Origin of the sequence: Streptomyces acidiscabies, assembly GCF_020010905.1 — a bacterium.
Lineage (GTDB): Bacteria > Actinomycetota > Actinomycetes > Streptomycetales > Streptomycetaceae > Streptomyces > Streptomyces acidiscabies.
In genome coordinates this window covers 4,509,281-4,531,140 of sequence record NZ_JAGJBY010000001.1, presented here as the reverse complement: position 1 = coordinate 4,531,140, position 21,860 = coordinate 4,509,281, and the positions used below count along the sequence as shown (strand labels likewise).

At 72.6% G+C, this 21,860-nt stretch carries 24 protein-coding genes and 1 pseudogene; 13 read left to right on the top strand and 12 right to left on the bottom strand.

Annotated features, from left to right (window positions below; all coding sequences use genetic code 11):
* Window positions 1-116: 116 nt before the first annotated feature.
* From J8M50_RS20885 to J8M50_RS20875, 3 genes are all read right to left on the bottom strand, one after another.
* Complete coding sequence (locus J8M50_RS20885) at window positions 117-1,289, bottom strand: winged helix DNA-binding domain-containing protein (RefSeq protein ID WP_010353702.1); 1,173 nt, start codon at window positions 1,287-1,289, stop codon at window positions 117-119.
* 1,006 nt (window positions 1,290-2,295) lie between these two features.
* Window positions 2,296-3,582, bottom strand: a complete 1,287-nt coding sequence (locus tag J8M50_RS20880; RefSeq protein ID WP_010353703.1) for an MFS transporter — start codon at window positions 3,580-3,582, stop codon at window positions 2,296-2,298.
* Between the two features lie 170 nt (window positions 3,583-3,752).
* Window positions 3,753-5,132, bottom strand: coding sequence for a M20/M25/M40 family metallo-hydrolase (locus tag J8M50_RS20875; RefSeq protein WP_010353704.1), 1,380 nt, complete (start codon window positions 5,130-5,132; stop codon window positions 3,753-3,755).
* Window positions 5,133-5,260: 128 nt separating this feature from the next.
* Here J8M50_RS20875 and J8M50_RS20870 point away from each other — a divergent pair, with 128 nt between their 5' ends.
* Window positions 5,261-6,154, top strand: a complete 894-nt coding sequence (locus J8M50_RS20870; protein WP_010353705.1) for a LysR family transcriptional regulator — start codon at window positions 5,261-5,263, stop codon at window positions 6,152-6,154.
* A gap of 96 nt (window positions 6,155-6,250) precedes the next feature.
* Entirely contained in the window at window positions 6,251-6,841 is a 591-nt protein-coding gene (locus J8M50_RS20865) for a TetR/AcrR family transcriptional regulator (protein ID WP_010353706.1), read from the top strand.
* Between the two features lie 13 nt (window positions 6,842-6,854).
* Here J8M50_RS20865 and J8M50_RS20860 read toward each other — a convergent pair whose 3' ends face one another.
* Window positions 6,855-8,186, bottom strand: coding sequence for a tetratricopeptide repeat protein (locus J8M50_RS20860; protein WP_040836455.1), 1,332 nt, complete (start codon window positions 8,184-8,186; stop codon window positions 6,855-6,857).
* A 223-nt stretch (window positions 8,187-8,409) separates the two neighbouring features.
* On the opposite strand from J8M50_RS20860, the gene J8M50_RS20855 reads away from it, so the two are divergent.
* A complete protein-coding gene (locus tag J8M50_RS20855; protein WP_010353708.1) occupies window positions 8,410-9,255 on the top strand; it encodes an SDR family NAD(P)-dependent oxidoreductase in 846 nt (281 codons plus the stop codon).
* 23 nt (window positions 9,256-9,278) lie between these two features.
* Here the strand turns inward: J8M50_RS20855 and J8M50_RS20850 are convergent, their stop codons facing one another.
* Both J8M50_RS20850 and J8M50_RS20845 read right to left on the bottom strand, forming a co-directional pair.
* Window positions 9,279-9,926 carry a TetR/AcrR family transcriptional regulator gene (locus J8M50_RS20850; protein ID WP_010353709.1) on the bottom strand — a complete coding sequence of 216 codons (648 nt, stop codon included), beginning with the start codon at window positions 9,924-9,926 and terminating at the stop codon, window positions 9,279-9,281.
* A 40-nt stretch (window positions 9,927-9,966) separates the two neighbouring features.
* The gene (locus J8M50_RS20845; RefSeq protein ID WP_029183856.1) at window positions 9,967-10,422 is read right to left on the bottom strand and encodes a DUF1569 domain-containing protein; all 456 of its coding nucleotides are present in this window, start codon (window positions 10,420-10,422) and stop codon (window positions 9,967-9,969) included.
* 57 nt (window positions 10,423-10,479) lie between these two features.
* On the opposite strand from J8M50_RS20845, the gene J8M50_RS20840 reads away from it, so the two are divergent.
* The gene (locus J8M50_RS20840; RefSeq protein WP_010353711.1) at window positions 10,480-11,874 is read left to right on the top strand and encodes an aldehyde dehydrogenase family protein; all 1,395 of its coding nucleotides are present in this window, start codon (window positions 10,480-10,482) and stop codon (window positions 11,872-11,874) included.
* A 65-nt stretch (window positions 11,875-11,939) separates the two neighbouring features.
* A complete protein-coding gene (locus J8M50_RS20835; protein ID WP_010353712.1) occupies window positions 11,940-12,353 on the top strand; it encodes a VOC family protein in 414 nt (137 codons plus the stop codon).
* On the opposite strand, the gene J8M50_RS20830 is transcribed toward J8M50_RS20835, so the two are convergent.
* Entirely contained in the window at window positions 12,350-12,811 is a 462-nt protein-coding gene (locus J8M50_RS20830) for a VOC family protein (protein WP_010353713.1), read from the bottom strand. The genes J8M50_RS20835 and J8M50_RS20830 overlap by 4 nt on opposite strands.
* Before the next feature lie 89 nt (window positions 12,812-12,900).
* On the opposite strand from J8M50_RS20830, the pseudogene J8M50_RS20825 reads away from it, so the two are divergent.
* Window positions 12,901-12,996: pseudogene (locus J8M50_RS20825) on the top strand (DUF2267 domain-containing protein); the annotation flags it as partial.
* A gap of 16 nt (window positions 12,997-13,012) precedes the next feature.
* Here the strand turns inward: J8M50_RS20825 and J8M50_RS20820 are convergent.
* The 4 genes from J8M50_RS20820 to J8M50_RS20805 form a co-directional block, all read right to left on the bottom strand.
* Window positions 13,013-13,234 carry a WhiB family transcriptional regulator gene (locus J8M50_RS20820; protein WP_040836456.1) on the bottom strand — a complete coding sequence of 74 codons (222 nt, stop codon included), beginning with the start codon at window positions 13,232-13,234 and terminating at the stop codon, window positions 13,013-13,015.
* Between the two features lie 95 nt (window positions 13,235-13,329).
* Complete coding sequence (locus tag J8M50_RS20815) at window positions 13,330-13,833, bottom strand: DUF6328 family protein (protein WP_010353715.1); 504 nt, start codon at window positions 13,831-13,833, stop codon at window positions 13,330-13,332.
* 28 nt (window positions 13,834-13,861) lie between these two features.
* Window positions 13,862-15,706, bottom strand: coding sequence for a transketolase (locus J8M50_RS20810; protein ID WP_010353716.1), 1,845 nt, complete (start codon window positions 15,704-15,706; stop codon window positions 13,862-13,864).
* Window positions 15,707-15,715: 9 nt separating this feature from the next.
* A complete protein-coding gene (locus J8M50_RS20805; RefSeq protein WP_010353717.1) occupies window positions 15,716-15,940 on the bottom strand; it encodes a hypothetical protein in 225 nt (74 codons plus the stop codon).
* Window positions 15,941-16,027: 87 nt separating this feature from the next.
* On the opposite strand from J8M50_RS20805, the gene J8M50_RS20800 reads away from it, so the two are divergent.
* A complete protein-coding gene (locus tag J8M50_RS20800) occupies window positions 16,028-16,564 on the top strand; it encodes a type 1 glutamine amidotransferase domain-containing protein (RefSeq protein ID WP_010353718.1) in 537 nt (178 codons plus the stop codon).
* Between the two features lie 31 nt (window positions 16,565-16,595).
* Window positions 16,596-16,922, top strand: coding sequence for a hypothetical protein (locus J8M50_RS20795; protein ID WP_010353719.1), 327 nt, complete (start codon window positions 16,596-16,598; stop codon window positions 16,920-16,922).
* Window positions 16,923-17,036: 114 nt separating this feature from the next.
* Here the strand turns inward: J8M50_RS20795 and J8M50_RS20790 are convergent, their stop codons facing one another.
* Window positions 17,037-17,597 carry a hemerythrin domain-containing protein gene (locus J8M50_RS20790; protein WP_010353720.1) on the bottom strand — a complete coding sequence of 187 codons (561 nt, stop codon included), beginning with the start codon at window positions 17,595-17,597 and terminating at the stop codon, window positions 17,037-17,039.
* Window positions 17,598-17,834: 237 nt separating this feature from the next.
* Here J8M50_RS20790 and J8M50_RS20785 point away from each other — a divergent pair, with 237 nt between their 5' ends.
* The 5 genes from J8M50_RS20785 (at window position 17,835) to J8M50_RS20765 (ending at window position 21,860) form a co-directional block, all read left to right on the top strand.
* On the top strand, window positions 17,835-18,281 hold the full coding sequence (locus tag J8M50_RS20785; protein ID WP_078480773.1) for a phage holin family protein: 447 nt from the start codon (window positions 17,835-17,837) through the stop codon (window positions 18,279-18,281).
* A 624-nt stretch (window positions 18,282-18,905) separates the two neighbouring features.
* Window positions 18,906-20,258 (top strand): NAD(P)/FAD-dependent oxidoreductase, encoded by a 1,353-nt coding sequence (locus J8M50_RS20780; RefSeq protein WP_010353722.1) that lies wholly within the window; start codon window positions 18,906-18,908, stop codon window positions 20,256-20,258.
* A gap of 114 nt (window positions 20,259-20,372) precedes the next feature.
* On the top strand, window positions 20,373-20,645 hold the full coding sequence (locus tag J8M50_RS20775; protein WP_162138049.1) for a gas vesicle protein GvpO: 273 nt from the start codon (window positions 20,373-20,375) through the stop codon (window positions 20,643-20,645).
* 58 nt (window positions 20,646-20,703) lie between these two features.
* The gene (locus tag J8M50_RS20770; RefSeq protein WP_029183857.1) at window positions 20,704-21,135 is read left to right on the top strand and encodes a gas vesicle structural protein GvpA; all 432 of its coding nucleotides are present in this window, start codon (window positions 20,704-20,706) and stop codon (window positions 21,133-21,135) included.
* Window positions 21,132-21,860, top strand: a complete 729-nt coding sequence (locus J8M50_RS20765) for a GvpL/GvpF family gas vesicle protein (protein WP_010353726.1) — start codon at window positions 21,132-21,134, stop codon at window positions 21,858-21,860. The genes J8M50_RS20770 and J8M50_RS20765 overlap by 4 nt, the downstream gene beginning before the upstream one ends.

Sequence of the window (21,860 nt, the reverse complement as noted above, 5' to 3'; positions counted from 1 at the left end):
CTCGGACGGAAGCGTGCTTCGCAGAATTCTCACCGGTCACGGGGGGTTGGCGCTATGCGGAGGGCAACCCCGTTTCGTTCTCTGGGACTTCGGGCAGGGACTTCGGGCGGTGCCTTTCAGAGGGTGCCTTCGTACAGGCGCCGTTCGATCGGTGTACGGAAGCTGGCGCGGATCCGGGTGTCGCCGAACCAGTCCTTGAGGCGCTCGGCCTCCGCCGTGACCGCCGCCGCGCTGATCCCCTGCTCGAACAGGTGGGTCGCGATCTCGCCGTCCGCGCGCTGGGACCAGACGCCGACGACCCTGCCGTCCCACCAGACCGTCGGGCCGATGTTGCCGTTGTTGTCGAACAGGTCGGTGGTCAGGGCGGGTTGGAGGTACCAGTCGCGGTGTCGCCAGCCCATCGGGGTGGGGTCGAGGGCGGGCAGGAGGGCGATGCCGGGGGCCACGGGCTCGGGGGTCTCCAGGTCGGCGGGGAGGGCGTGGCCCTCGCCGTGGTCCAGGGCGACCGGGATCGCGCCGGTCTCCGCGAGGGCCTTGCGGGTGTCGGTGAGGTTCCAGCCCGTCCACCATTTGACGTCCTCGGTGGTGGCCGGGCCGAACACCTCCAGGTAGCGGGTGACCAGCGCCGCCCTCGCCTCGGGCGCCGACAGCTCCGGGTGCGGTTCGACGAGCCGCCAGCGGAACTGTGACGACGCCCAACTCCCCAGCGGGCGCCCGCGCCTGATCCGGTTCTCCGCCGCCATCACGCCGAGGAACCGGTTCGCGATCTTCGGCCGCGCCTCGTACGTCTTGCCGGGTGACTGCACGATCCGCTCGCTCAACTCCGGTACGGCGTCGGAGAGCTGACTCGCCGTCGCCTCGCCGAGGCGGGTGAGCGCGGCCACGACCTCGCGTTCGACGGCCGTGAACCTGTCCTCGTCGTAGCCGAGTTGCTCGGCCAGCACCTTGAGCAGATCCCGGCGCAGTCGTGCCGCGACCGGGCGGGCAGCCGCCGCGTCGACGACCGGGGCGAGGTCACGGGGCACCACGAACACCGTGCGCCTCATGCACAACATCCGCACCAGGGTGCCGTCTTCGTACTGGGCCCGCTCCAACTCTCCAACGGACGGGTTCTCCTGACGCGCGGCCACCGAGAGATACACACTCGCCGGGTCCGTCGCATGCAGACACAGCACCGACTCGACGACCTCCTCCGGAGTTGCCGCGCGCAAGGAGGGGGCGAGCCGATGCCGGGTGACGAGGAGGGCGCGGCGGTGGGCGTCGGTGAGTCTGGGGAGGGGGGTGGTCATGGCGCCGGAGGATACCGGGTGGGGGGCAATCTGGTCGGACGGGTGCGGGTTCGATGTGGCTGGTCGCGCTCACGCGACGGTAGCCGCAAATCAATACAGCCCCGCGCCCCTAAAAAACCGGGCTGGGCTGCGTGGGCCAGTGCGGGCGGGCGACGCGGACGGGGCGGCGGGCGGGTGCGGCACGACTGCGCGCCGGAGGGTACCGGGTCGCGGGGCGGCTACCGGCGAATCGACCGAAGCCGGTCGGCCTGGGGACAGCGGAAGGTCGACGCCCGGACGAGGCGACCGGCGAACGCTGCTCGACCGCACGCCGGAAGGTACCGGATCGCGGGGGGCTACCGGCGAGTCGGTCGGGGCGAGTTGGTCTGGGGGTAGTGGCTGATCGCCGCAGACGGAACGGCGGGCGAACGCTGCTCGACCGCACGCCGGAGGGCACCGGGTCGCGAGTCGGCTACCGGCGAGTCGGCCGAGGCCGGTCGGCTTGAGGACAGCAGCAGGCCGACGCGGACAGGACGGCGGGCGGACGCTGCCCGGCCGCGCACCGGAGGGCACCGGGGCGCGGGGGCGGCTACCGGCGAGGCTGGTCGGCGCGGACGGAGCGGCGGCGAGCGCTACTCGGTCAGCGGACGCTGCTGGGTCGCCGACCACCGGCAAGCGCATCCCGCCCAGCAGCCACCAACCAGCCGACACACACCGCTCGGCAGCAGCCCCGAGCGCTGCCCGGCCGCACGCCGGAAGGCACCGGGTCGCGAGGGGGCCACCGGCGAGCCGGCCGAGGCCCATCGGCCCGGGAACAGCGACAGGCCGACACGGACAGGACAACCGGCAGACGCTGCTCAGCTGGTGGCCACCGGCAAGCATGTCCCGCCCGGCGGCCACCAGCCAGCCGATACACACCGCTCGGCAGCAGCCCCGATCAAGCGCAGGTCGGCCGGCAGCCGTCAGTGCGTCCGCGCGCTCACTCCGCCCTGCGGCCACCGGAGCCTCGCCGAGTGCCGGTCTCCCCTCAGCGGATGCCTCCCACCCGTACCGCCGCCCCCAGCGCCGCCACGCTCAGCAGGGCCGTACTCAGGAGGTAGTACCCGGGAGCTACCCCCGACCCCGTCGTCTGGATCAGGGCCGCCGCGATCGTCGGGGTGAAGCCGCCGAAGATCGCGACGGTCGTGTTGTAGCTGAAGGAGAGGCCGGTGGCGCGGGCGTGGGGCGGGAACGTGTCGGCCATCACCGAGGGGAGCGTGCCGAAGTAGACGGACTTCAGCAGGCCGAGGATGGTCGTGCACAGGGCGAGCGTCAGGAACGTCGGGGACGCCGTGAGCCACAGGAACAGGGGGACCGCCGAGACGCCGAGGAGCAGCGCGGCCGGGACCATGAGGCGCAGCCGGCCGTACCGGTCGCCGAGCAGGCCGACGACGGGCGTGACGAACGTGAGGACCACCCCGGCGATGAGGAGCGCGGTGAAGGAGAGCGAGTCGTCGAGGCCGAGTTCGTCGATCCCGTACGTCGGGAGGTACTGGAGCATGAAGTTCACGGCGGTCGACACGACCAGGAGGCCCCCGGCGATCAGCAGTCCCCGCCAGTGGTCGCGGAACACCGTCACCATCGGCGACTTGGCCTGCGGCTCGCGCACGACGGCCGGCGAGTCCTCGACGTACCGCCGCACGAAATACCCGACGGGCCCGATCAACAGGCCGAAGACGAAGGGGACTCGCCACCCCCACGCGTCCATCTGCCCGGTGCTCAGTACGGCGGTGAGCCCCGCCGCGAACCCGGCCGCCATCAGCGTCGACAGCCCCTGACTCGCGAACTGGAAGCTGCCGAGGAAACTCTTGCGGCGCTCGTCCTGCTCGACGAGGAACGAGGTCGCCGCCCCGAACTCCCCGCCCGCCGCGAACCCTTGGAAGAGCCGGGCGACGACGACGCCGACGGTCGCGGCGATGCCGAGCGTGTCGTAGCCCGGCATGACCGCGAGCATCAGCGTGCCGAGGACCATCAGCCGGATCGACAGCATCAGGGCCTTCTTGCGGCCGTGCCGGTCGGCATACGCGCCGAGCAGGAGCCCGCCGAGGGGCCGGATCAGGTAGGTGACCCCGAACACGGCGTACGCCTGGACGAGTTGGACGCCGGGGTCACCGCCGGGGAAGAACGTGCGCCCGATGTGCGCGGCCATCAGCGCGTACACCGCGAGGTCGAACCATTCGAGGGCGTTGCCGATGGTCGCCGCCGCGATGGCCCTGGTGGCGCTCCGGCGGACGGGGGCGGCGGTATGGGTGGACTGCGGGGAGGGAGCGGTCACGGGGAGGGGTCCTTCCGGCGGGCCGAGGCGGGGAGGGGGACGGGAGGGGTGCGGGAGCCGGAGGTACTACGGGTATGGGGTACTACGGGTATGACGGGTCCGCCCGGTGGGAGTGCCATGGCCCCACCGGGTACTACACGGGGACTACCTGAGGACTACGCGCGGCAGCACTACACGCGGACCGGCAGCGGATGCTCCACCGTCGGATTCCCCAGCGCATGCAGCAGCCCCACGGTCAGCACCAGCCCCTCCCGCGCGATCAACGCGGGAAGGTGTTCGTCGGTGGCGTGCTGCCGACAGCCGGGGTAGGAGTGCGGGAGCCAGAGCGTGGACAGGCCGAGTACGTCCGTGAAGACCGCGTTCGGCAGACCGCCACCGATGTTGGGGAGGACGGCGACGGGCCGCCCGGCGGCGCGGTCGAGGACGGGCCGCGCCCACCGCACCCACGGATCGTCGAGCGGCGTACGACTCGCGGGGTACGCGCCGAGGGTGCTGACGTCGATCATCGAGTAACCGTGGGAAGCCAGGTGCGCGGCGACAGCAGCGGCGACCCCCTCGATCTCCGTGCCGACGACGTGCCGGAGTTGCAGCACCGCGCGAGCCCGCCCGGGGATCGCGTTGACGGGTTGCTCGGCGTCCCCGGCGGAGAAGGCGATGACTTCGAGGGTGTTCCAGGCGTAGAGCCGTTCGGCGGGGGTGAGTTCGGGCTCCCCCCAGTACGAATCGGCGTCGACCTCGACCCCGGCGAGCGCCTCCCGCACCTCGGGGCTCACCGGCGGCGGCAGCAACTCGGGGACGAGGATGCGGCCGTGTCCGTCGACGAGCGTCGCGATGGCCCCGGCGAGGGTGGTCGCCGGGTTGCGCAGGACGCCGCCCCGGTTGCCGGAGTGGTGGGAGCCGGGCCGCAGATCGGCGTCGAGGAGCAGCTGTACGGCGCCCCGCGCACCGAGGAACAGCGTCGGCGTCGTCTCGTCGAGGCGGGGCCCGTCGGAGGCGAGCAGGACGTCTGCCGCGAGCAACTCCCGGTTGGAGGCGGCGAATTCGGCGAGCCCGGGGGAACCGATCTCCTCGCCGGGGTCGAAGAGGAACGTCAAGTTGAAGCCGAGGCGGTCCTGTTCGGCGAGCAGCAGCCGCAATGCGGCGAGGTTGACGAGGTGTTGGCCCTTGTTGTCGGCGGCGCCGCGCCCGTACCAGCGGTCGCCGTCGGCGGTGAGGGTCCACGGGTCGCGGTCCTCGCTCCACCGTCCGGCCATGCCCTCGACGACGTCGGCGTGGCCGTAGCACAGGACGGTCGGCAGCGCGGGGTCCTCGACGCGTCGTCCGACCAGGAAGGGACCGGCCGCCGGTGAGGGGTTCTCGTGCCGGGTGACGGTGCAGCCGAGGTCGGTCAGCGCGGGGGTCAGGATCTCGCCGAGGTATGCCTCCAGGGCAAGGCGGCCCTCGGGGAGCGCACTCTCCGTGGGGTACGCGACCATCGTCGCGAGCTCGGCGAAGAAGGCACCGGAGTCGACGAACTCCTCGGCCGCGCGGGCGAGTTTCTCGGGGGTCACGGGTGCTCTCTCCAAGGTTCCGGGGAGGTGTGGCATCAGCAGAGTAGGGCGGTTCGCGGTCTGCGACCATTGCCGTTTGTGACGTCCCGCGTTCTCTTTTCGGCAACCCTCCGGAGGTTTTGGTGCAGATGCTGCCGGTGAACCTGGCGTATTTCCTCGAAGTGGCCCGCGCGGGTTCGGTGACGGAGGCAGCGCAGGGTCTGAACGTCGCGCCGTCGGCGGTCAGCCGGCAGATCGCCAAGCTGGAGTCGAGCCTCGGGATGCCGCTGTTCGTCCGGCATCCGCGCGGCATGACACCGACCGAGGCGGGCCTCCGTCTGCTGTCCCACGCGCGCCGCACGGAGGCCGAATCGGCGGCGCTGGTCGAGGAGTTGAGGAGCGGCGGGGGTGCTGCGGCGCGCACGGTCGCCGTCGCCTGCTCGGAGGGGTTCGCGCAGCGCCTCGTCCCGCTCGCGGTCGCCGAGCTGCGCCGCGACCATCCCGACGTGTCGTTCCGCATCGACGTCGTGCAGCGTCAGGAGGCGACGCGCCGGGTGGTGGAGGGGCTCGCGGACGTCGCGGTGACCTATGCGATGGGGCCGCAGGCCGACGTACGCGTCGAGTGCTCGGTGGTGGTGCCGGTGACCGCGCTCGTCCCGTACGGCCATCCGCTCGCCGGGCGCGACCGGGTGGGCCTCGCCGAACTCTGCGGGTATCCCCTGGCGTTGGCCAACCCGGGGACCAGCCAGCGCGAGCTGTTCGACATCGGCGTACGCCTCGAAGGGCTGAGCGTGCGCCCGGCGCTGGTGTGCGACGCGCTCGCCCCGCAGTACGCGTTCGTCCGCGCGGGCGGCGGCATCGCCCTGGTCGGCGACCTGGGCGACCTCGACGACACGGGCCTCGCGCACGTCCGCGTGGACCATCCGGTGTTCCGCCAGCGGGAGGCACAGGTGCAGACGGCGGCGGTACGGAGACTGCCGTGGGCGGCGACGAGGTGCGCGGAGCTGTTGACGGAGGCGCTGCTGAGGGCGCCGGGGGCCTAGTCCCATCCGCCTACCCCCTCTCGGTCCCAAGGTCCTTACCGGTGCGGACCCGCGTCGTTAGCCTGAGCAGTTCATCCCCCCTCCCCGAGGAGAACGATGGACGGCGCCTCCGACGCCGCGCGCTCGGACGCCGCCCGCAACCGGGAGCGCATCCTGGACGCCGCGCGCCGCCTGGTCGTCGCGTACGGTCCCGGGCACGTCACGATGCAGGAGGTCGCGGCCGAGGCCGGCGTCGGCAAGGGCACCCTGTTCCGGCGGTTCGGCGACCGGGACGGCCTGCTCGCCGCGCTCCTCGACGAGGCCGACGCGGACTTCCTGGAGGCGTGCACGTCCGGCCCCCCGCCGCTGGGACCGGGTGCGCCGCCCGTCGACCGGCTCACCGCGTTCGGCCACGCCCTCCTGGACCGGACGACCGTCGAGGGCGACCTCGGCCCCGCCCTCGCCCGCGTCCTCCAGCCGCAGCACCGCGACGCCTCCGTTCCGGGCCGCGCCTTCCAGACCCACGTCACGGGGCTGCTGCGCGAGGCGGGCATCGCGGGCGACCACGAGCTCCTCGCCCGCGCGTTGATGTCCTTCCTGAGCTGGGAGACGATCGACTACCTCGACCGGCGCGCGCTCCCGACGGCCCGCCTGTACGCGGCATGGGCGGACCTGGTCCGGCGCGTGCTGTGCCTGCCCGGGGGCTGACGGTTCCGCCCCCTCACGGCGGAGTGCGCCGCGCCCGCTCCAGCACGCCCGCCGCCGCCCGGTTGCGGGCGTGCGGGCGCAGCCGGGCCAGCAGGGTGCGCAGCCGGGTGTCCGCCCGGTCGCTGGCGATCACCGGATATGTGTCGAGGAAGGTGTGCGCCGCCGCGCAGGCCCGGTCGAGGTGGCCGATGTCCAGGTGGGTCAGGGCCAGGTCGGCGAGCGTGATGGCCGTGGACCGCCGTTCGTCCGGCGGCCGGTGGCGCAGCGAGGTCTCCAACGCCCGTACGGCCGACCGGTGGTCGCCTCGTGCCCTGTGTACGTACGCCTGTTGCAGGGCGAGCGCGCCGGGGTGGAACGCGCCGGTCGGCAACTCGCCCGCGCCGCCCGCGCGTTCGAGGCAGCGTTCGGTCTGGGTCAGTCTTGCGAGGCAGGTGGCGTCGCCGGTGGCGGCCTCCGCTACCGCCAACTGGCCGAGGAAGAAGGCGTGTTGGCGGGGCGGGGCATGCCGGACGCCGATCCGGGCGGCGCCCCACGCCAGCGCCCTTGCCTCGTCGGCGTGGCCCAATTGGTGGGCCTGGACGCTGAGTCCGCGCAGGGCGATTGCGTGTCCGACGCGGTCCCCGACCTCGTCCGCCAGCCTCGCGGCGGCCCAGTACATGCGCTGCGCCAGTGCGTGCCGGCCGCCGTCGTACGCGACGAAGCCGCACAGGTACGCCAACTGGGCGGCGACCTCGAAGAGTTCGCGCCGGATGCCGGGTGGGGCGGAGCCTCGCAGCCAGGGGAGCAGGGTCGTGCCGAGGAACCTGCGGAGGGGCTCGCGGACCGCGCCGGAGCCGAAGACGTCGTCGCTGCGGGAGAGGACGATGAGGAGGTGGCGGGCGGATTCGACGTGGGGGGTGCCGATCGTGGTCGCCGGGTGCCGTGGTGGGTGGGACAGGTCGAATTCGGCTGCGGTGGTGGTGAGTTGAGAGGCCGCCGTCTCACTTACCCCGTGGAGTTCCCCCACCGCGTACACCTCCCGCCGGTCGACCAGCCCCAACGCCCCGTCCAGCAGGGCCACTCCGCTCTCGCCCGCCTCGGGGTCCCCGGTCTCCGCGAGTCCGGTGTCGGTGGCCCGTAACCGTCTGCCGAGTCTCGTCGACAGTGCCTGTGCCACCAACTGTGGTGCGGGCGGGCGGGGTTGGGTTCCCGACAGCCAGTGCGACACCGTCGTACGGTCGTAGGTCAGCGTGAACCCCTGTGCCGCCCCTAGCGAGTTGACCTCCAGGGCCAGGCGCGCGCCCGACCAGCCGGACTCGGTGAGGAGTGCGCGCAGGGTTCGGTTCGGTGGTCTCAGTCGTCGCACGGTCACCCCCGACGGACGTTCAACGTCCGCTCGTGTTCAACACACCGGTCAGCGGTACGGGCGCCGGGTGCGGCCGGTGTCGTACAGGCTCAGGGTGCGTCCGTACGGGCGGTCGCGCGCAGTGCGCATCGGCGGCGCGTGCGGCTGCCGCGCACGCCGTCCGCCGGGGTGCGGGCGGCTCGTGGGGCGCCGTTCCGCTTCCGTTTTCCGAGAGGACTCCCCCATGGCCTCGTCCCTTGAACTCTTCCGACTCGAAGGTGCCCGCGCCCTCGTCACCGGCGCCTCGCGCGGCATAGGCAAGGCGGTCGCCGAGGCGCTCGCGGACGCGGGGTGCGATCTGGTGGTGACCGCGCGGACGGCTGCCGCGCTGGAGGAGACCGTGCGGGAGGTGGAGGAGCGGGGGCGGAAGGTGACGGCCCTCGCCGGGGACCTCGGAGAGGCGGGGGTCGCGGCGGGGCTCGTGGAGCGGGCCGCCGAGGCGCTCGGGGGGCTCGACGTCGTCGTCCACAACGCGGGGGTGACGGCTGCCGACGCGGACGGCGGGATGCTGCTCGTCCAGCTCCAGGACCTGCCCGAGGCCGCCTGGAACCGGGTCGTCTCGGTCAACCTCGACGCGACCGCAGCGCTGTGCCGGACCGCGTACCCGTACCTCGCCGAGTCCGCGCGGGCGAGCCTGGTCCTGATGTCCTCGACGGCGGCCCTCCTCGGCGCCCCGCTCCTCGACTCGTACGCGGCGACGAAGGCGGCGCAGGTGTCGCTGGCGAAGAGCCTGGCGGTGGGGTGGGCGCGGCAGGGCATCCGCGTCAACGCGGTGTGCCCGGGGTGGACCCTCACCGACATGACGACGTTCGCGAGCGAGACGGACGCGCTGTCGGAGTGGCTGATGGGCCACGTGCCCATGGGCCGCTGGGCGACGGTCGAGGAGATCACCGGGTCGGTACTGTTCCTCGCGTCACCGGCGTCGTCGTACGTGACGGGGCACGTGCTGGTGGTGGACGGCGGGGTGTCGGTGCCGGACGGGGGGTTGGCGGGGTACCCGAAGCCGGCATCGCCGTTGGCGGGTGGCTGAGTCGGGGTGCTGGGCAGTACCGGTTACCGGGTGCCGTCGGGCTGCTGAAGGGGTTGCAGGGGTCCGCCGACCGCCCTCAACAGAAACGGCAGCAACCTGTCCGCCGTCCCCTCCGCATCAGCCGCCTCCGTAGGCCGTGCCGTGAGCAGCAAGCGGCTGACCATCGGGCCGATGACGAAGTCCGCGACCAGGTCGGCGTCCTCGACGGGGGCGATCTCGCCCCGGTCGACGGCCCGGCGGACGACCTCCTCGACGCGGTCGCGTACCGGCGTCATGAACGCGGCGGTGAGGGCCTCGGCGAGGGTGACGTTGTGGGCGGCCTCGCCGATCAGTGCGCGCATCAGGCGGCCGTTCTCGCCGGTCAGGCCGGTGGCCTTGTCGCGCAGGAGGAGACGGAGGTCGCCCTCCAGGCTGCCGGTGTCGGGCCGCTGCTCCAGATCCGCGGTGAAGGCGGCAGCCGCGGCGAGGACCATCTCCTCCTTGGAGGACCAGCGCCGGTAGAGCGTCGCGGTGGAGACACCCGCGCGGGCGGCGACGGCGGCGGTGGTCAGCCCGCCGTACCCGCTCTCGGCGAGAACGGCGAGGGTGGCGGCGAGGAGAGCACGGTCGCGAGCGGCATCACGGGGACGCCCTCGGCGGGCAGGGGCGGGAGCAGCACCGGACGCCCTCACCTCGTCCCCACAAGACACCCCCGCCGCGCTCCCGCCAGGCTCAGCCTCGGACACCGGTCAACCCCGGCAGATGCTCCGCAAGGTGGTACGCGTGCAGGCGGGCGTACTCGTCATGCGTGCACGGACCGTACGCCGGGTGCGGAGCGTGCGGGCCCGTGTGGGTCGTGAAGCGGGCCACCGCCTCCGCGAGGTCCGCCGCCGCCTCCGAGAGAGGGAGGTCGGGGTCCAGGGGCGGGGCGCCGTCGATCTCGGCCGTCAGGGAGTGCTTCATCGCGCCCCGGCTCAGGAAGACCTTCTTGGCGAGGGCGCCCGCCGTCGCGCGGAACACCGGTGATTTCAGGCGCGGGTAGCCCGTGACCGAGTAGCGGACGGTCTGGGCGCAGTGCTGGAGCGTCTGGGAGAGGTTCCAGGCCGTGTCCGTCTCCAGGAGGTCGCCCTCGGGGCGGTGGAGCTGTTCCAGGACGCGGTCGGTGAGGTCGGGCAGAGCGGGGGTCATACGTACGAGAATACACATACGAAACGAAACATTTTCGTTTCATATACCCTGGACCGCATGTCCCTCGACACCCGCACCACCCTCGACGCCGCGGCGACCGTCTCCCGCCTGAACGCCACCTTCGCGACCGGCCGCACCCGCCCCGCGAGCTGGCGCAAGGAGCAACTCCGCGCCCTGCGCGCCCTGTTGATCGACCGCCAGACCGAGCTGTCGGACGCGCTCCACGCCGACCTCGGCAAGAGCCCCCTGGAGTCGTACCTCACGGAACTCGGCTTCGTGGTCAACGAGATCGACCACACCCTGCGCCACCTGAACCGCTGGATGCGCCCGCGCCGCGTCGGCGTACCGATCTCGCTGGCCCCGGCCCGCGCGCGGACGGTACGCGAACCGCTGGGCACGGTCCTGATCGTCAGCCCCTGGAACTACCCCCTCCAGCTGGCGCTGGCCCCCCTCGTCGGCGCGCTCGCCGCAGGCAACTGCGCGGTCGTGAAGCCGAGCGAACTCGCCCCGGCGACCTCGGCGGCGCTCGCGCACTGGCTGCCGAAGGTCCTCGACCCGGACGCGGTGGCCGTCGTGGAGGGTGGCGTGCCGGAGACGACGGAGCTCCTGGAGCAGCGTTTCGACCACATCTTCTACACCGGCAACGGCGCGGTGGGCCGGATCGTGATGACCGCCGCCGCCCGCCATCTCACGCCGGTCACCCTGGAGTTGGGCGGCAAGTCCCCCGCAGTCGTCGAGCCCGGCGCCGACCTCAGGGCCGCCGCGCGGCGGATCGCGTGGGGCAAGTTCATGAACGCCGGTCAGACCTGTGTCGCCCCGGACTACGTCCTCGCGGTCGGGGACGCGGCGACCGAGATCGAGGAGCATCTCGCGGCGGCCGTACGGGAGATGTACGGGGAGCGGCCCGCCGAGAGCGCGGACTACGGGCGGATCGTGAACGACCATCACTTCGAGCGGCTCACCGGCCTGCTCGGCGACGGCCGTACGGTCGTGGGCGGCGAGCACGACAAGGAGACGCGGTTCATCGCGCCGACCGTCCTCGCGGACGTGTCCCCCGAGTCGGCGGTCATGCGGGAGGAGATCTTCGGTCCGGTCCTGCCGATCGTGCGCGTGTCCGACCTGGACGCGGCGATCTCGTTCATCACCGCGCGGGACAAGCCGCTCGCGCTGTACGCGTTCGTCGGGTCGGGCCGCTCCAAGAAGCGGCTGGAGGCGGAGACGTCGTCCGGGGCGCTCGCGTTCGGGGTGCCCAACGCGCACCTCACCGTCCCTGGACTGCCGTTCGGCGGGGTCGGGGAGAGCGGGGTCGGCCGCTACCACGGGTCCCACTCCATCGACACGTTCAGTCACCACAAGGCGGTCCTGGACAAGCCGCTCCTGCTGGACCCGCTGCGGGTGGCGTACCCGCCGTTCACGCAGGTCAAGGAGCGGATCCTGCGCAAGCTGGTGTGACACCGCCGCGCCGTTGTCAGTGAGCCGCGTTACGGTGCGAAGCAACCGCACTTCTGGAGGCTCGCATGGCTTCTCGGCTCAACCCCTACCTCACGTTCACCGGCGAGGCCCGGCAGGCGCTGGAGTTCTACGAGCAGGTCTTCGGCGGCACGCTGTCGCTGAACACGTACGGCTCCTTCGGCCAGGCGGGCCCCGACTTCGCCGACAAGATCATGCACGGCATGCTGGAGACCCCGGCCGGGTTCACCCTGATGTGCGCCGACAACCCGCCCGGCATGGCGCCGCCCGCCGAGCACCGGTACTCGATCAGCCTCAGCGGTGACGACGACACCGAGCTGCGCGGCTGGTGGGAGAAGCTCTCCGCCGGCGGCTCGGTGTCGGTGCCGCTGGACAAGCAGATGTGGGGTGACGTCTTCGGCATGTGTACGGACCGCTTCGGCGTCCCGTGGATGGTCAACATAACCGCGCCGCCGAGCTAGTCGAGGCAGAACTCGTTGCCCTCGGGGTCGGCCATGACCAGGAACCCGGCGCTGAGCGGAGGCTCCGGCTCGTGTCGGCGCAGCAGGGTCGCGCCGAGAGCGAGGAGGCTCGTGCACTTGGCCTCCAGCGCGGCCATCCGGGCGTCGCCCTCCAGCCCGGGGGCCGCGCGGACGTCGAGGTGGACGCGGTTCTTGGCGGTCTTGCCCTCGGGCACGCGCTGGAAGAACAGCCGGGGTCCGCGTCCCTCCGGGTCCACGAGGGCCGACTTGTCGTTCCACTCCGCCTCGGGCACACCGACCTTCGCGAGAAACTCGTCCCACGCGGCCAACGCATCGGCCCCGTCCGGGAGTTGCACGCCGGGCGGAGCGGGATACACGTACCCGAGAACCTCCCGCCAGAACCCGGAGAGGGCGCGGGGGTCGTGCGCGTCGAAGGTGACCTGGACGTCGAGACTCAACGGCGTACTCCGTTCGGTGCGACTGATCGGCTCGACGGCCACTCTGACACCGATCTGGGCCAGATCCCGGTCTACTTCGCGGACGCGTCGCGGTCGGCGGCCCCGACCTGATCACCCGCATCCTCCACCAACTGCCCACCGGCTACGCGCTGCTGTTCGGCCGCGCCGAACTCACCCCGGCCGCGTCAAGGGGTACCCGGGTCAGCCCCCAGCCGCCTCCGCCTCCACCGGAACCCCGCCCCAGACCCCCGCCCTCTGGTGCGTCTCCCGCGCCCACTCCGCGCACCGTGCCGCCACCGGGCAGCGGCGGCATACACGGCGGGCCTCCTCCACCTGGTCGGCGCCAGGGCCGTTGAGGCTGATGGGGAAGAACAGGTCCGGGTCGGCGGCGTCGGCGCAGGCCGCGTCGCGTTGCCAGTCCATCCGGTTGTGCCCGCCGGTCTCGACGTACCGTGCTCCGGGCTTGGCCCTCATGGGGTCCGTCCTCCTCACAGATCGTGCCGGACAGATACAGGTCGTCACGGGTTCGGCTTCCCAGGCCGGTCCCCGCCATGCGTGTCGCCGGCTCTCCCCCGCGCCCACAGCGGCAGCAGGAGCCAGCAGAGCGCGAGCCACCCGGCCGTCGGGACGGTCAGCCAGGCGGCGAGGGTGTCGTCGACGACCGCGCGCAGGACGAGCAGGAGGGCGGACGTCATCGTGCCGAGCAGCAGGCCGAGGCCGAGGACGGTGAGGCGCGCGGCCCAGTCCACGGTCTGCGGCTTGGCCTGCCGGCCGGTGAGGATGCGGTGCAGGGCGACGGGCCCGATGAGCGCGCCGGTGGTGGCCGCCGCGAGGACGACCGTCACGACGTACAGCGCGCGGTCGGTGTCGGAGACGTCCGCGAACCTCGGCTGGAAGACGACGGCGAGCAGGAACGCGAAGAGGACCTGTACGCCGGTGAGGGCGACCCGCACCTCCTGGAGCAGGTCGTTCCAGCGTCGGTCGGCCCGCTCGGCGGGGGTCTCCCGGCGGCCGTCGCTCATCGCAAGTCCTTCGCTCGCCCCGCTCCCCTCAGGAGACAACGGCCCGCCCCGTCAGCAGCATCACCGTCGCCGCGATGGCCTCCGCGTCGATCCCGGCCGCCCGCACCTGTTCTTCGAGTGTCGCCGACCCCGGCATGTCCCGCACCGCGAGCCGGACCAGCCTCGGCTGGGGTCGTCCGTCGGCGAAGGTGGCGGCTACGGCGTCACCGAGGCCGCCCTCGGGGCGGTGGTCCTCGACGGTCAGCAGGCACCCGGTCGCCTCGGCCGCCGCCCTGAGCGCGACCTCGTCGACGGGCTTCACGGAGTACAGGTCGATCACTCGCACCGGAATCCCGACGGACTCCAGCAACTCCCCGGCGCGCAGGGCCTGGTGGACGGTCGTCCCCGCGCCGATCACCGTCACCCGGTCGTCGGGCCCGGACCGCAGCACCTTGGACCCGCCGACGGGGAACTCCTCGTCGGGGCCGTAGATCACCGGCATCGGGGAGCGGCAGGTCCGCAGGTAGCCGATGCCGGGCAGGTCGGCCATCTCCCGTACCAGGTACGCGGTTTGGTGGGCGTCGCAGGGGTGCAGGACGGTCGAGCCGTGCACGGCCCGCATCATCGCGAGGTCTTCGAGGCCCATCTGGGAGGGGCCGTCCTCGCCGATGGAGACGCCCGCGTGCGAGCCGCAGAGCTGGATCGCGAGCCCGCTGACGGCGGCCATGCGGATGAAGTCGTGGGCCCGCGTGAGGAACGCGGCGAACGTCACCGCGTACGGCACATAGCCGCGCGCCCTCAACCCGACGGCCCCGGCGACGAGTTGCTGCTCGGCGATGTAGCACTCGAAGTACCGCTCGGGGTGGGCCTCCCCGAACACGCCCGCCTTGGTGGAGTCCCCGACCTCGCCGTCCAGCACGACGACGTCGTCCCGTTCGGAGCCGAGCGCGGCGAGGGCGTCCCCGAACGCGGCGCGCGTGGCGACCTGCTCGCCCAACTCGTAGCGGGGCCAGGAGACTTGCTCCGGCTTGGGCCGCTCGGGGCGACGGCTCCCGACGGGCAGGGCGACGCCGATCCGCGCGGACCGCGCCCCGCCGAGTTCCTCGATGGCCCGCTCGGCGTCGGGCAGCGGCTTCCCGTGCTGCCCCTCCTCGTCCTCGACCCCGGCGACGCCCTTGCCCTTGAGGGTGCGGGCCAGAACTGCCGTGGGCCGCCCCTCGGTTGAGGCCGCCTCGCGGTACGCGGCGTCCACGGCGGCGACGTCGTGCCCGTCCACGGCGACCGTGTGCCACCCGAACGCGGCCAGCCGTGCGGCGTACGCGTCGAGGTCCCAGCCCAGGCGCGTCGGGCCGCGCTGGCCGAGGCGGTTGACGTCGACGATCAGGGTGAGGTTGTCGAGGCGCTCGTGCCCGGCGTGCTCGACGGCCTCCCACACCGAGCCTTCCGCCAGCTCGCTGTCCCCGCACAACACCCAGACCCGGTATGGGAGTTGGTCGAGGCGCTGACCAGCGAGGGCCATGCCGACGCCGACCGGCAGGCCCTGGCCGAGGGAGCCGGTCGCGACGTCGACCCACGGCAGGCGGGGCGTCGGATGGCCCTCAAGTCGGCTGCCCTTGCGGCGGAATGTGAGGAGTTCGGCCTCGTCCACCACTCCGGCCGCGCGGTACAGCGCGTACAGCAGGGGTGAGGCGTGGCCCTTGGAGAGGATCAGCCGGTCGTTGCCGGGGTGCGCGGGGTGCGCGAAGTCGTAGCGCAGGTGATGGGCGAGCAGGACCGCGCCGAGATCCGCCGCCGACATCGACGAGGTCGGGTGTCCCGAGCCCGCCGCCTGCGCGGCGCGTACCGCGTCCACCCTCAACTGCTGTCCCAGTTCGGCCAGTTCGTCGTACCGCATGTGAAGTCCTCACTCGTACGGGTGCGGGCCGCGGTCGTCCATGACCGGGGTCGTCGGCGGGACGATCACCCGCCTGCGGCGCGCGATGCTCGCGAAGGTGAACGTGCCGATCACGCCGACCGCCATGAGGATCACGCCGATCAGATCGAGGTTGGCTCCTTCCACATCCCAGTCCGTCGCGAACGTGAGGATCGCTCCCACGGCGATCAGGCCGAGGCACCCTCCCAGTCCCATGAGTCCTGCTCCTTCCCTCCGGTACGCATCACCGGATCCGGGCCGGGTACCCGCCACGCGGCCACCGACACCGAGGAGTTGATCCCCGTGAACATCGCCTTCCTGACGGCCCCCGAGGGCACCGAGCAGATCGAGCTGACCGAGCCGTGGCAGGCGGTGCTGGCCACCGGGGACCGGCCGTCCCTGCTGTCCACCCGGCCCGGCACCGTCCAGGCGTTCCACCATCTCGACCGGGGCGACCTGTTCCCGGTGGACGGCACGGTCGCCGAGGCGGACCCTGGGGAGTACGGGGCGCTCGTGCTGCCCGGCGGGGTCGCGAACCCCGACGCGCTGCGCCTCGACGCGGACGCGGTCGCGTTCACCCGGTCGTTCTTCGAGGCGGGCAAGCCGGTCGCCGCGATCTGTCACGCGCCGTGGCTGCTGGTCGAGGCGGGTGTCGTGGACGGGCGGGTCCTCACGTCCTGGCCCAGCCTGCGGACCGACCTGCGCAACGCGGGCGCGACCTGGGTCGACGTACCCGTACAGGTCTGCGGCCAGGGGCCGAACCTGCTGGTCACGAGCCGCAGGCCGGACGATCTGCCGGAGTTCACGCACACGTTCACCGAGGTGTTCGCGAAAGCCTGAAAAGTCTGAGATCTGAGAGGAGTGGGCTGTCATGCCCCGAGGATCGAGCAGCAAGCGGGAACGCCAGTACGAGCACATCAAGGCGTCCGCCAAGAAGCGCGGCGAGTCCACCGCACGCGCCGAGGAGATCGCCGCGCGGACCGTCAACAAGGAGCGGGCGCGGGCCGGGGAGTCGAAGACCGCGAGCCGTACGTCGCTGAAGGACCCCAAGTCGGCTTCGCAGCGGGGTGGGGAGCGGTCGCACAAGGGGGCGGGCGGGCCTACGCGGGATCAGCTGTACGAGGAGGCTCGCCGGCGGGGGATCGAGGGGAGGTCGGGGATGAACAAGGCGGAACTGGCACGGGCGTTGGGGAAGTAGGGGGAGACAGAGCCCGGGGTGGGTGAGGTCGGGAATCGCCTCATCCGCCCCGGGCTCTCTGCCCTCCGGTCGTAGTCCTCAGGTAGTCCCCGGGTAGTACTCAGTGCTTGCCACTCAGTGCTTGCCGCGGCCCGTCAGTGCGTCCCTGATGCGGTCCACCATCCCCGTGCCGGGGGCCAGGAGCTTGTTGGCCGGCGGGGTGTTCGGGGCCGAGGGGTGGGGGCGGGTCGGGGCCGTGGACTTCGCGTGGCGGACCTGGTCGCCGAGTTTGGCCAGGTCGTCGGGGGTGGTGACCTCGCGCAGGCGGGGGAAGAGGGTCTCCTCCTCGTCGCGGAGGTGCGAGCGGACCGACGCGATCAGCTCGCGGATCAGGCGGTCGAACTCCGGCTTGTCGGCGCCGAGGCCCTCCAGGGTCTTCATCGTGCGCTCGGCCTCGGAGTGGTCGGCGATCTCCTTGTCGGCGACCCGGTCGCCGTCGGGGAGGGCGGTGCGGACGGCCGGGTAGAGGTACATCTCCTCGGCCACCGAGTGCCGGACCAGCTCGATCACGGCCTTGTCGGCGAGGTCGCGGCGCCGTGCGTCCCCCGGCGGGAGCGCCTCGATACGGGCGAACAGTTCCTCCACTTCCCGGTGGTCGGTGGTGAGTTCGACGATGACGTCTCCGCCGTGGCCCATGGCCGGTTCTCCTTACGTACGGGGGTGTACAGGTCCTGCCGTCGCGCTCCCCCGGGTTCCCGGCTGCGTGCGAGCGGGGACAGGGAGGTGCTGCGCCCATGCGGGAGGCGTCCCGATGAGGTCGCCCGGCCCGCCCTCCGGGGGGCGACGGCAAGGCCTCGGACGCCCGCCGGGTACCCCGCCGCCCCCGTACGAACCGTCGCGTTACGCGCCGCCGCCGAGGGGTACCCGGCCGCCATGAAACGCATGGACCATCTCGAACATCTCGACAAACATCTGGTCGAGGAGTTGACGGAGGTCGCCCGGGAGACGATCCGCGAGGAGCTGCGCGAGCAGACGCGCAGGCAGCGGCGCCGGGCCACCCTGTACGCCGCGTCGGGCGCGGTCGCCCTGTACGCGGGCGCGGCGCTGGCCCTCACGGTGGGCCTGGCCCTGGACACGGCCCTCCCGGGCTGGGCGGCGGCACTGATCATGGCGGCGATCCTGGGAGTGGCGGCGTACGCCCTGCGGGGAGCGGCCCGCCCGCACACCTCGCCCCACGAACCCCCGTCGGACCCGGAGGCCCAACTCCGCGCCCAGCTCCGCGAGGACGCGCTCCGGGGCCCGATGCCGACGGGCGGCCCGGGAGTCCCGTACCCACCGGCGGCACCACCGCAGCCGGAACCCCGACAGCGACCCATCTGAGGAGCGAGGGCCGCGTGGGCCCGGCCCGCTTGAACAGCCCGGGCCCGGCTCACACGCCCCGCCTGGACAGGCCGGGCCCGACCCACACGCCCCGCCTGAACAGCCCAGGTCCGACCCACACGCCCCGCCTAAACAGCCCAGGTCCGACCCACACGGCCCATCTGAACAGCCCAGGTCCGACCCACGCGGCCCATCTGAACAGCGCAGGCCCAACCCACACGACCCGTCTGGACACCCGGGCCCAACCCACGCAGCCCATCTGAACAGCGCAGAACCGGCCCACACGACCCATCTGAGCAACCCGGGCCCAACCCACACGGCCCGCCTGAATAACGCAGGGCCGACCCACGCAACCCATCCAAACAGCCCAGGCCCAACCCACACGACCCGCCTGAACAGCACAGGGCCGACCCACACAGCCCATCCGAACAGCCCAGGCCCGCCGGGGGCTGGTCGCGCCCACGTGGCGGAGCCGCAAAGCGATACAGCCCCGCGCCCCTCAAAGACGAACGGTGACCGTGGCTTTTTCAGGGGCGCGGGGAACTGCGCGAGCAACCACGACGCACCCCGCAGCCGCCCACCCTCCGGCACCCCCCACCCCCTCCCACCACCCCAGGAGCCCCCATGAGCCGCCCCCGCATCCTCATCGTCGGAGCCGGCTTCGCCGGATACCGTGCCGCTCGGCAGCTCGCGCGAGCGGCGCGAGGGCGGGCCGAGATCACCGTGCTCAATCCGACCGACCACTTCCTGTACCTCCCCCTGCTGCCGCAGGTCGCGACCGGCGTCCTGGAGCCGCGCAGGGTCGCCGTCTCTCTGCCCGGCACCCTGCGGGACGTACGGATCGTGCTCGGGGAAGCCGACCGGGTGGACCTCGATCACCGGGCCGTGCACTACCGGGGACCGGAGGGCGGTACCGGCTCGCTGCCGTACGACCGTCTCGTGCTCGCCGTCGGCAGCGTGAACAAGCTGCTGCCCGTCCCCGGCGTCACCGAGTACGCGCACGGCTTCCGGGGCCTCCCCGAGGCGCTGTACCTGAGGGATCACATCACCCGGCAGATGGAACTCGCCGCGACGGAGGACGACCCGGCGGCGCGCTGTACGTTCGTGGTCGTCGGCGCGGGCTACACCGGCACCGAAGTCGCCGCCCAGGGCCGCCTGTTCACGGACGCGTTGCAGCGAACCCGGCCGCGCCACGAGGCCCTCACGACCCGCTGGCTCCTCCTGGACACGGCCCCGCGCATCCTCCCGGAGCTGGACGAACGCCTCTCGCGCACGGCGACACGCGTACTGGGCGAGCGGGGCGTGGAAGTGCGGACGGGGACGTCCGTGAAGGAGGCGAGGAAGGACGGCGTCCTGCTGACGGACGGCGAGTCGGTCCCCACCCGGACGCTCGTGTGGTGCGTGGGCGTACGCCCCGACCCGCTCGCCGAGTCGCTGGGCCTCCCGTTGGAGCGGGGCCGCATCCTCGTCGAGCCGACCCTCCAAGTACCGGGCAGGCCCGAGGTGTTCGCATGCGGCGACGTCGCCGCGGTCCCGGACACCGACAGGCCGGGCGAGTTCACGGCGATGACGGCACAACACGCGTGGCGGCAAGGCAAGTTGGTGGCAGAGAACGTCGCAGCCTCCCTCACCGGCCGCGCCCAACGCCCGTACCACCACAAGGACTTGGGCTTCGTGGTCGACCTCGGCGGCGGCGAGGCGGCGGCCGACCCGCTGGGCCTCCCCCTCTCCGGCCTCCCCGCCGGCCTCGTCACCCGCGGCTACCACCTCGCCGCGCTCCCCGGCAACCGCGTCCGGGTCGCGGCGGACTGGCTCCTGGACGCCGTACTCCCGCGCCAGAACGTCCAGTTGGGCCTGGTACGCGCCTGGTCGGTGCCGTTGGACACGGCCTCGCCGGAGCTGCCGCGCACGCCGGGCGGCGAGCCGGAGAACGCGTCGCCGATCGTCGCGCCGACCCCGAAGCACGCCAAGGACTGAACCCGCCACGAGCCCGCGCCGCCAACTGAAGGTTTGACAGCGGGAGTTGGGGCCACTCGACACTCGAAGGGCACAAGCCCTTCACAACTCGACACCGGACAACGGGCGGCGATCATGACGGACGGCGGCTTACCCGAGCCCATGGAAGTGCTGAACCGGGCCCGCGAACAGCTCACGGAGCTGACCGGAACCGCCGCAGAGACCGTGTCGTCCTTCGAACGCACCGACGACGGCTGGTCGTTGGAGATCGAGGTGCTCGAACTCGCCCGGGTGCCCGACACGATGAGCCTGATGGCGGGATACCGGGTCGACCTCGACCCGCAGGGCCGGGTCACGGCCTACCGGCGCGTCCGCCGCTACGAGCGCGGGCGCGCCGACCCGCACTGAGCGGCCGGCCCGCACCGAAACCGAACGTTCCCCCACCATGCGAGGAGGCATGGCCGACATGACCGTCGTCCCGGCACAGACCGGCGGTGGAGGCGGTACCAGTGGTCTCTACGACGTCCTGGAACTCATCCTCGACCGGGGACTCGTGATCGACGTGTTCGTCCGCGTCTCCCTGGTCGGGATCGAGATCCTCAAGATCGACGTACGGGTCGTCGTGGCCAGCGTCGACACGTATCTGCGGTTCGCCGAGGCGTGCAACCGCCTGGACCTGGAGGCGGGGCCGCACCGCGACCCCGGGCTGCCCGAACTCGTGGGCGAGATCACCGAGTCGGGGGCGCGCGGCAAGTCGAAGGGCGCGCTGTCCGGCGCGGCCGAGACGGTCGCCGGCGCCTTCCGGCAGGCCCGCGACGAGCAGGAGTCCGACGGCGACGGGCAGCCGAAGCCGCGCCGCAGGAGCACGACCGCGCGCCGGAGGGAGGAGTCGGAGTGAGTACGTACGTCTACGGCATCGCCGCGAGTTCGCACCCGGCCCTGCCCGAAGGCGGCAAGGGCGTGGGCGATCCGCCGACAACCGTGCGCGTGCTGCGGGCGGGCCCGCTGGCGGCGCTGGTCAGCGACGCGCCCGCGGGGCTGCGGCCCAAGCGGCGCGACCTGCTCGCCCACCAGGAGGTGCTGGCCGAAGCGGGGGCGCGGGGCTGTGTGCTGCCCATGCGGTTCGGCAGCGTCGCCCCCGACGACTCCGCCGTCACCGAGGTGCTGGCCGAGCGCGCCGAGCACTACCGGGAGCGGCTGCGGGCGCTGGACGACAAGGTCGAGTACAACGTCAAGGCCAGCCATCTGGAGGAGGCGGTCCTGCACCGGGTGCTCGCCGACACCGCGGAGCTGCGCGCCCTCGCCGAGGCCAACCGGCGGGACGGCGGAGGGAGTTACGAGCGGAAGCTGCGGTTCGGCGAGATGGTCGCCGGCGCCGTGCGGGCCCGCGAGGCGGAGGACGCCGCCGCCGTGCGGAGCGCGCTGGAGCCGCTCGCCGTCGCCGTCGAACCGGGGCCCGAGTCCACGGGCTGGCTCGCCAACGTCTCCTTCCTGGTCGAGCGGGACGCCTCGGCGGCGTTCGCGGAGGCCGTGGAGGCGTTCCGCAAGACCCACGCGCACCTTGAGGTCCGCCTCGCCGGGCCGCTGCCGCCGTACAGCTTCGTGGAGCCCGGGCCGGAGTGA

Excerpts from the sequence above, each read along its gene's own strand:
- J8M50_RS20885 (WP_010353702.1), bottom strand. The coding sequence starts at position 1,289 with ATGACCACCCCCCTCCCCAGACTCACCGACGCCCACCGCCGCGCCCTC.
- J8M50_RS20835 (WP_010353712.1), top strand. The coding sequence starts at position 11,940 with ATGGCTTCTCGGCTCAACCCCTACCTCACGTTCACCGGCGAGGCCCGG.
- J8M50_RS20785 (WP_078480773.1), top strand. The coding sequence starts at position 17,835 with ATGAAACGCATGGACCATCTCGAACATCTCGACAAACATCTGGTCGAG.
- J8M50_RS20840 (WP_010353711.1), top strand. The coding sequence starts at position 10,480 with ATGTCCCTCGACACCCGCACCACCCTCGACGCCGCGGCGACCGTCTCC.
- J8M50_RS20810 (WP_010353716.1), bottom strand. The coding sequence starts at position 15,706 with ATGCGGTACGACGAACTGGCCGAACTGGGACAGCAGTTGAGGGTGGAC.
- J8M50_RS20780 (WP_010353722.1), top strand. The coding sequence starts at position 18,906 with ATGAGCCGCCCCCGCATCCTCATCGTCGGAGCCGGCTTCGCCGGATAC.
- J8M50_RS20820 (WP_040836456.1), bottom strand. The coding sequence starts at position 13,234 with ATGGACTGGCAACGCGACGCGGCCTGCGCCGACGCCGCCGACCCGGAC.
- J8M50_RS20870 (WP_010353705.1), top strand. The coding sequence starts at position 5,261 with ATGCTGCCGGTGAACCTGGCGTATTTCCTCGAAGTGGCCCGCGCGGGT.
- J8M50_RS20775 (WP_162138049.1), top strand. The coding sequence starts at position 20,373 with ATGACGGACGGCGGCTTACCCGAGCCCATGGAAGTGCTGAACCGGGCC.
- J8M50_RS20790 (WP_010353720.1), bottom strand. The coding sequence starts at position 17,597 with ATGGGCCACGGCGGAGACGTCATCGTCGAACTCACCACCGACCACCGG.
- J8M50_RS20855 (WP_010353708.1), top strand. The coding sequence starts at position 8,410 with ATGGCCTCGTCCCTTGAACTCTTCCGACTCGAAGGTGCCCGCGCCCTC.
- J8M50_RS20795 (WP_010353719.1), top strand. The coding sequence starts at position 16,596 with ATGCCCCGAGGATCGAGCAGCAAGCGGGAACGCCAGTACGAGCACATC.
- J8M50_RS20865 (WP_010353706.1), top strand. The coding sequence starts at position 6,251 with ATGGACGGCGCCTCCGACGCCGCGCGCTCGGACGCCGCCCGCAACCGG.
- J8M50_RS20815 (WP_010353715.1), bottom strand. The coding sequence starts at position 13,833 with ATGAGCGACGGCCGCCGGGAGACCCCCGCCGAGCGGGCCGACCGACGC.
- J8M50_RS20770 (WP_029183857.1), top strand. The coding sequence starts at position 20,704 with ATGACCGTCGTCCCGGCACAGACCGGCGGTGGAGGCGGTACCAGTGGT.
- J8M50_RS20805 (WP_010353717.1), bottom strand. The coding sequence starts at position 15,940 with ATGGGACTGGGAGGGTGCCTCGGCCTGATCGCCGTGGGAGCGATCCTC.
- J8M50_RS20845 (WP_029183856.1), bottom strand. The coding sequence starts at position 10,422 with ATGACCCCCGCTCTGCCCGACCTCACCGACCGCGTCCTGGAACAGCTC.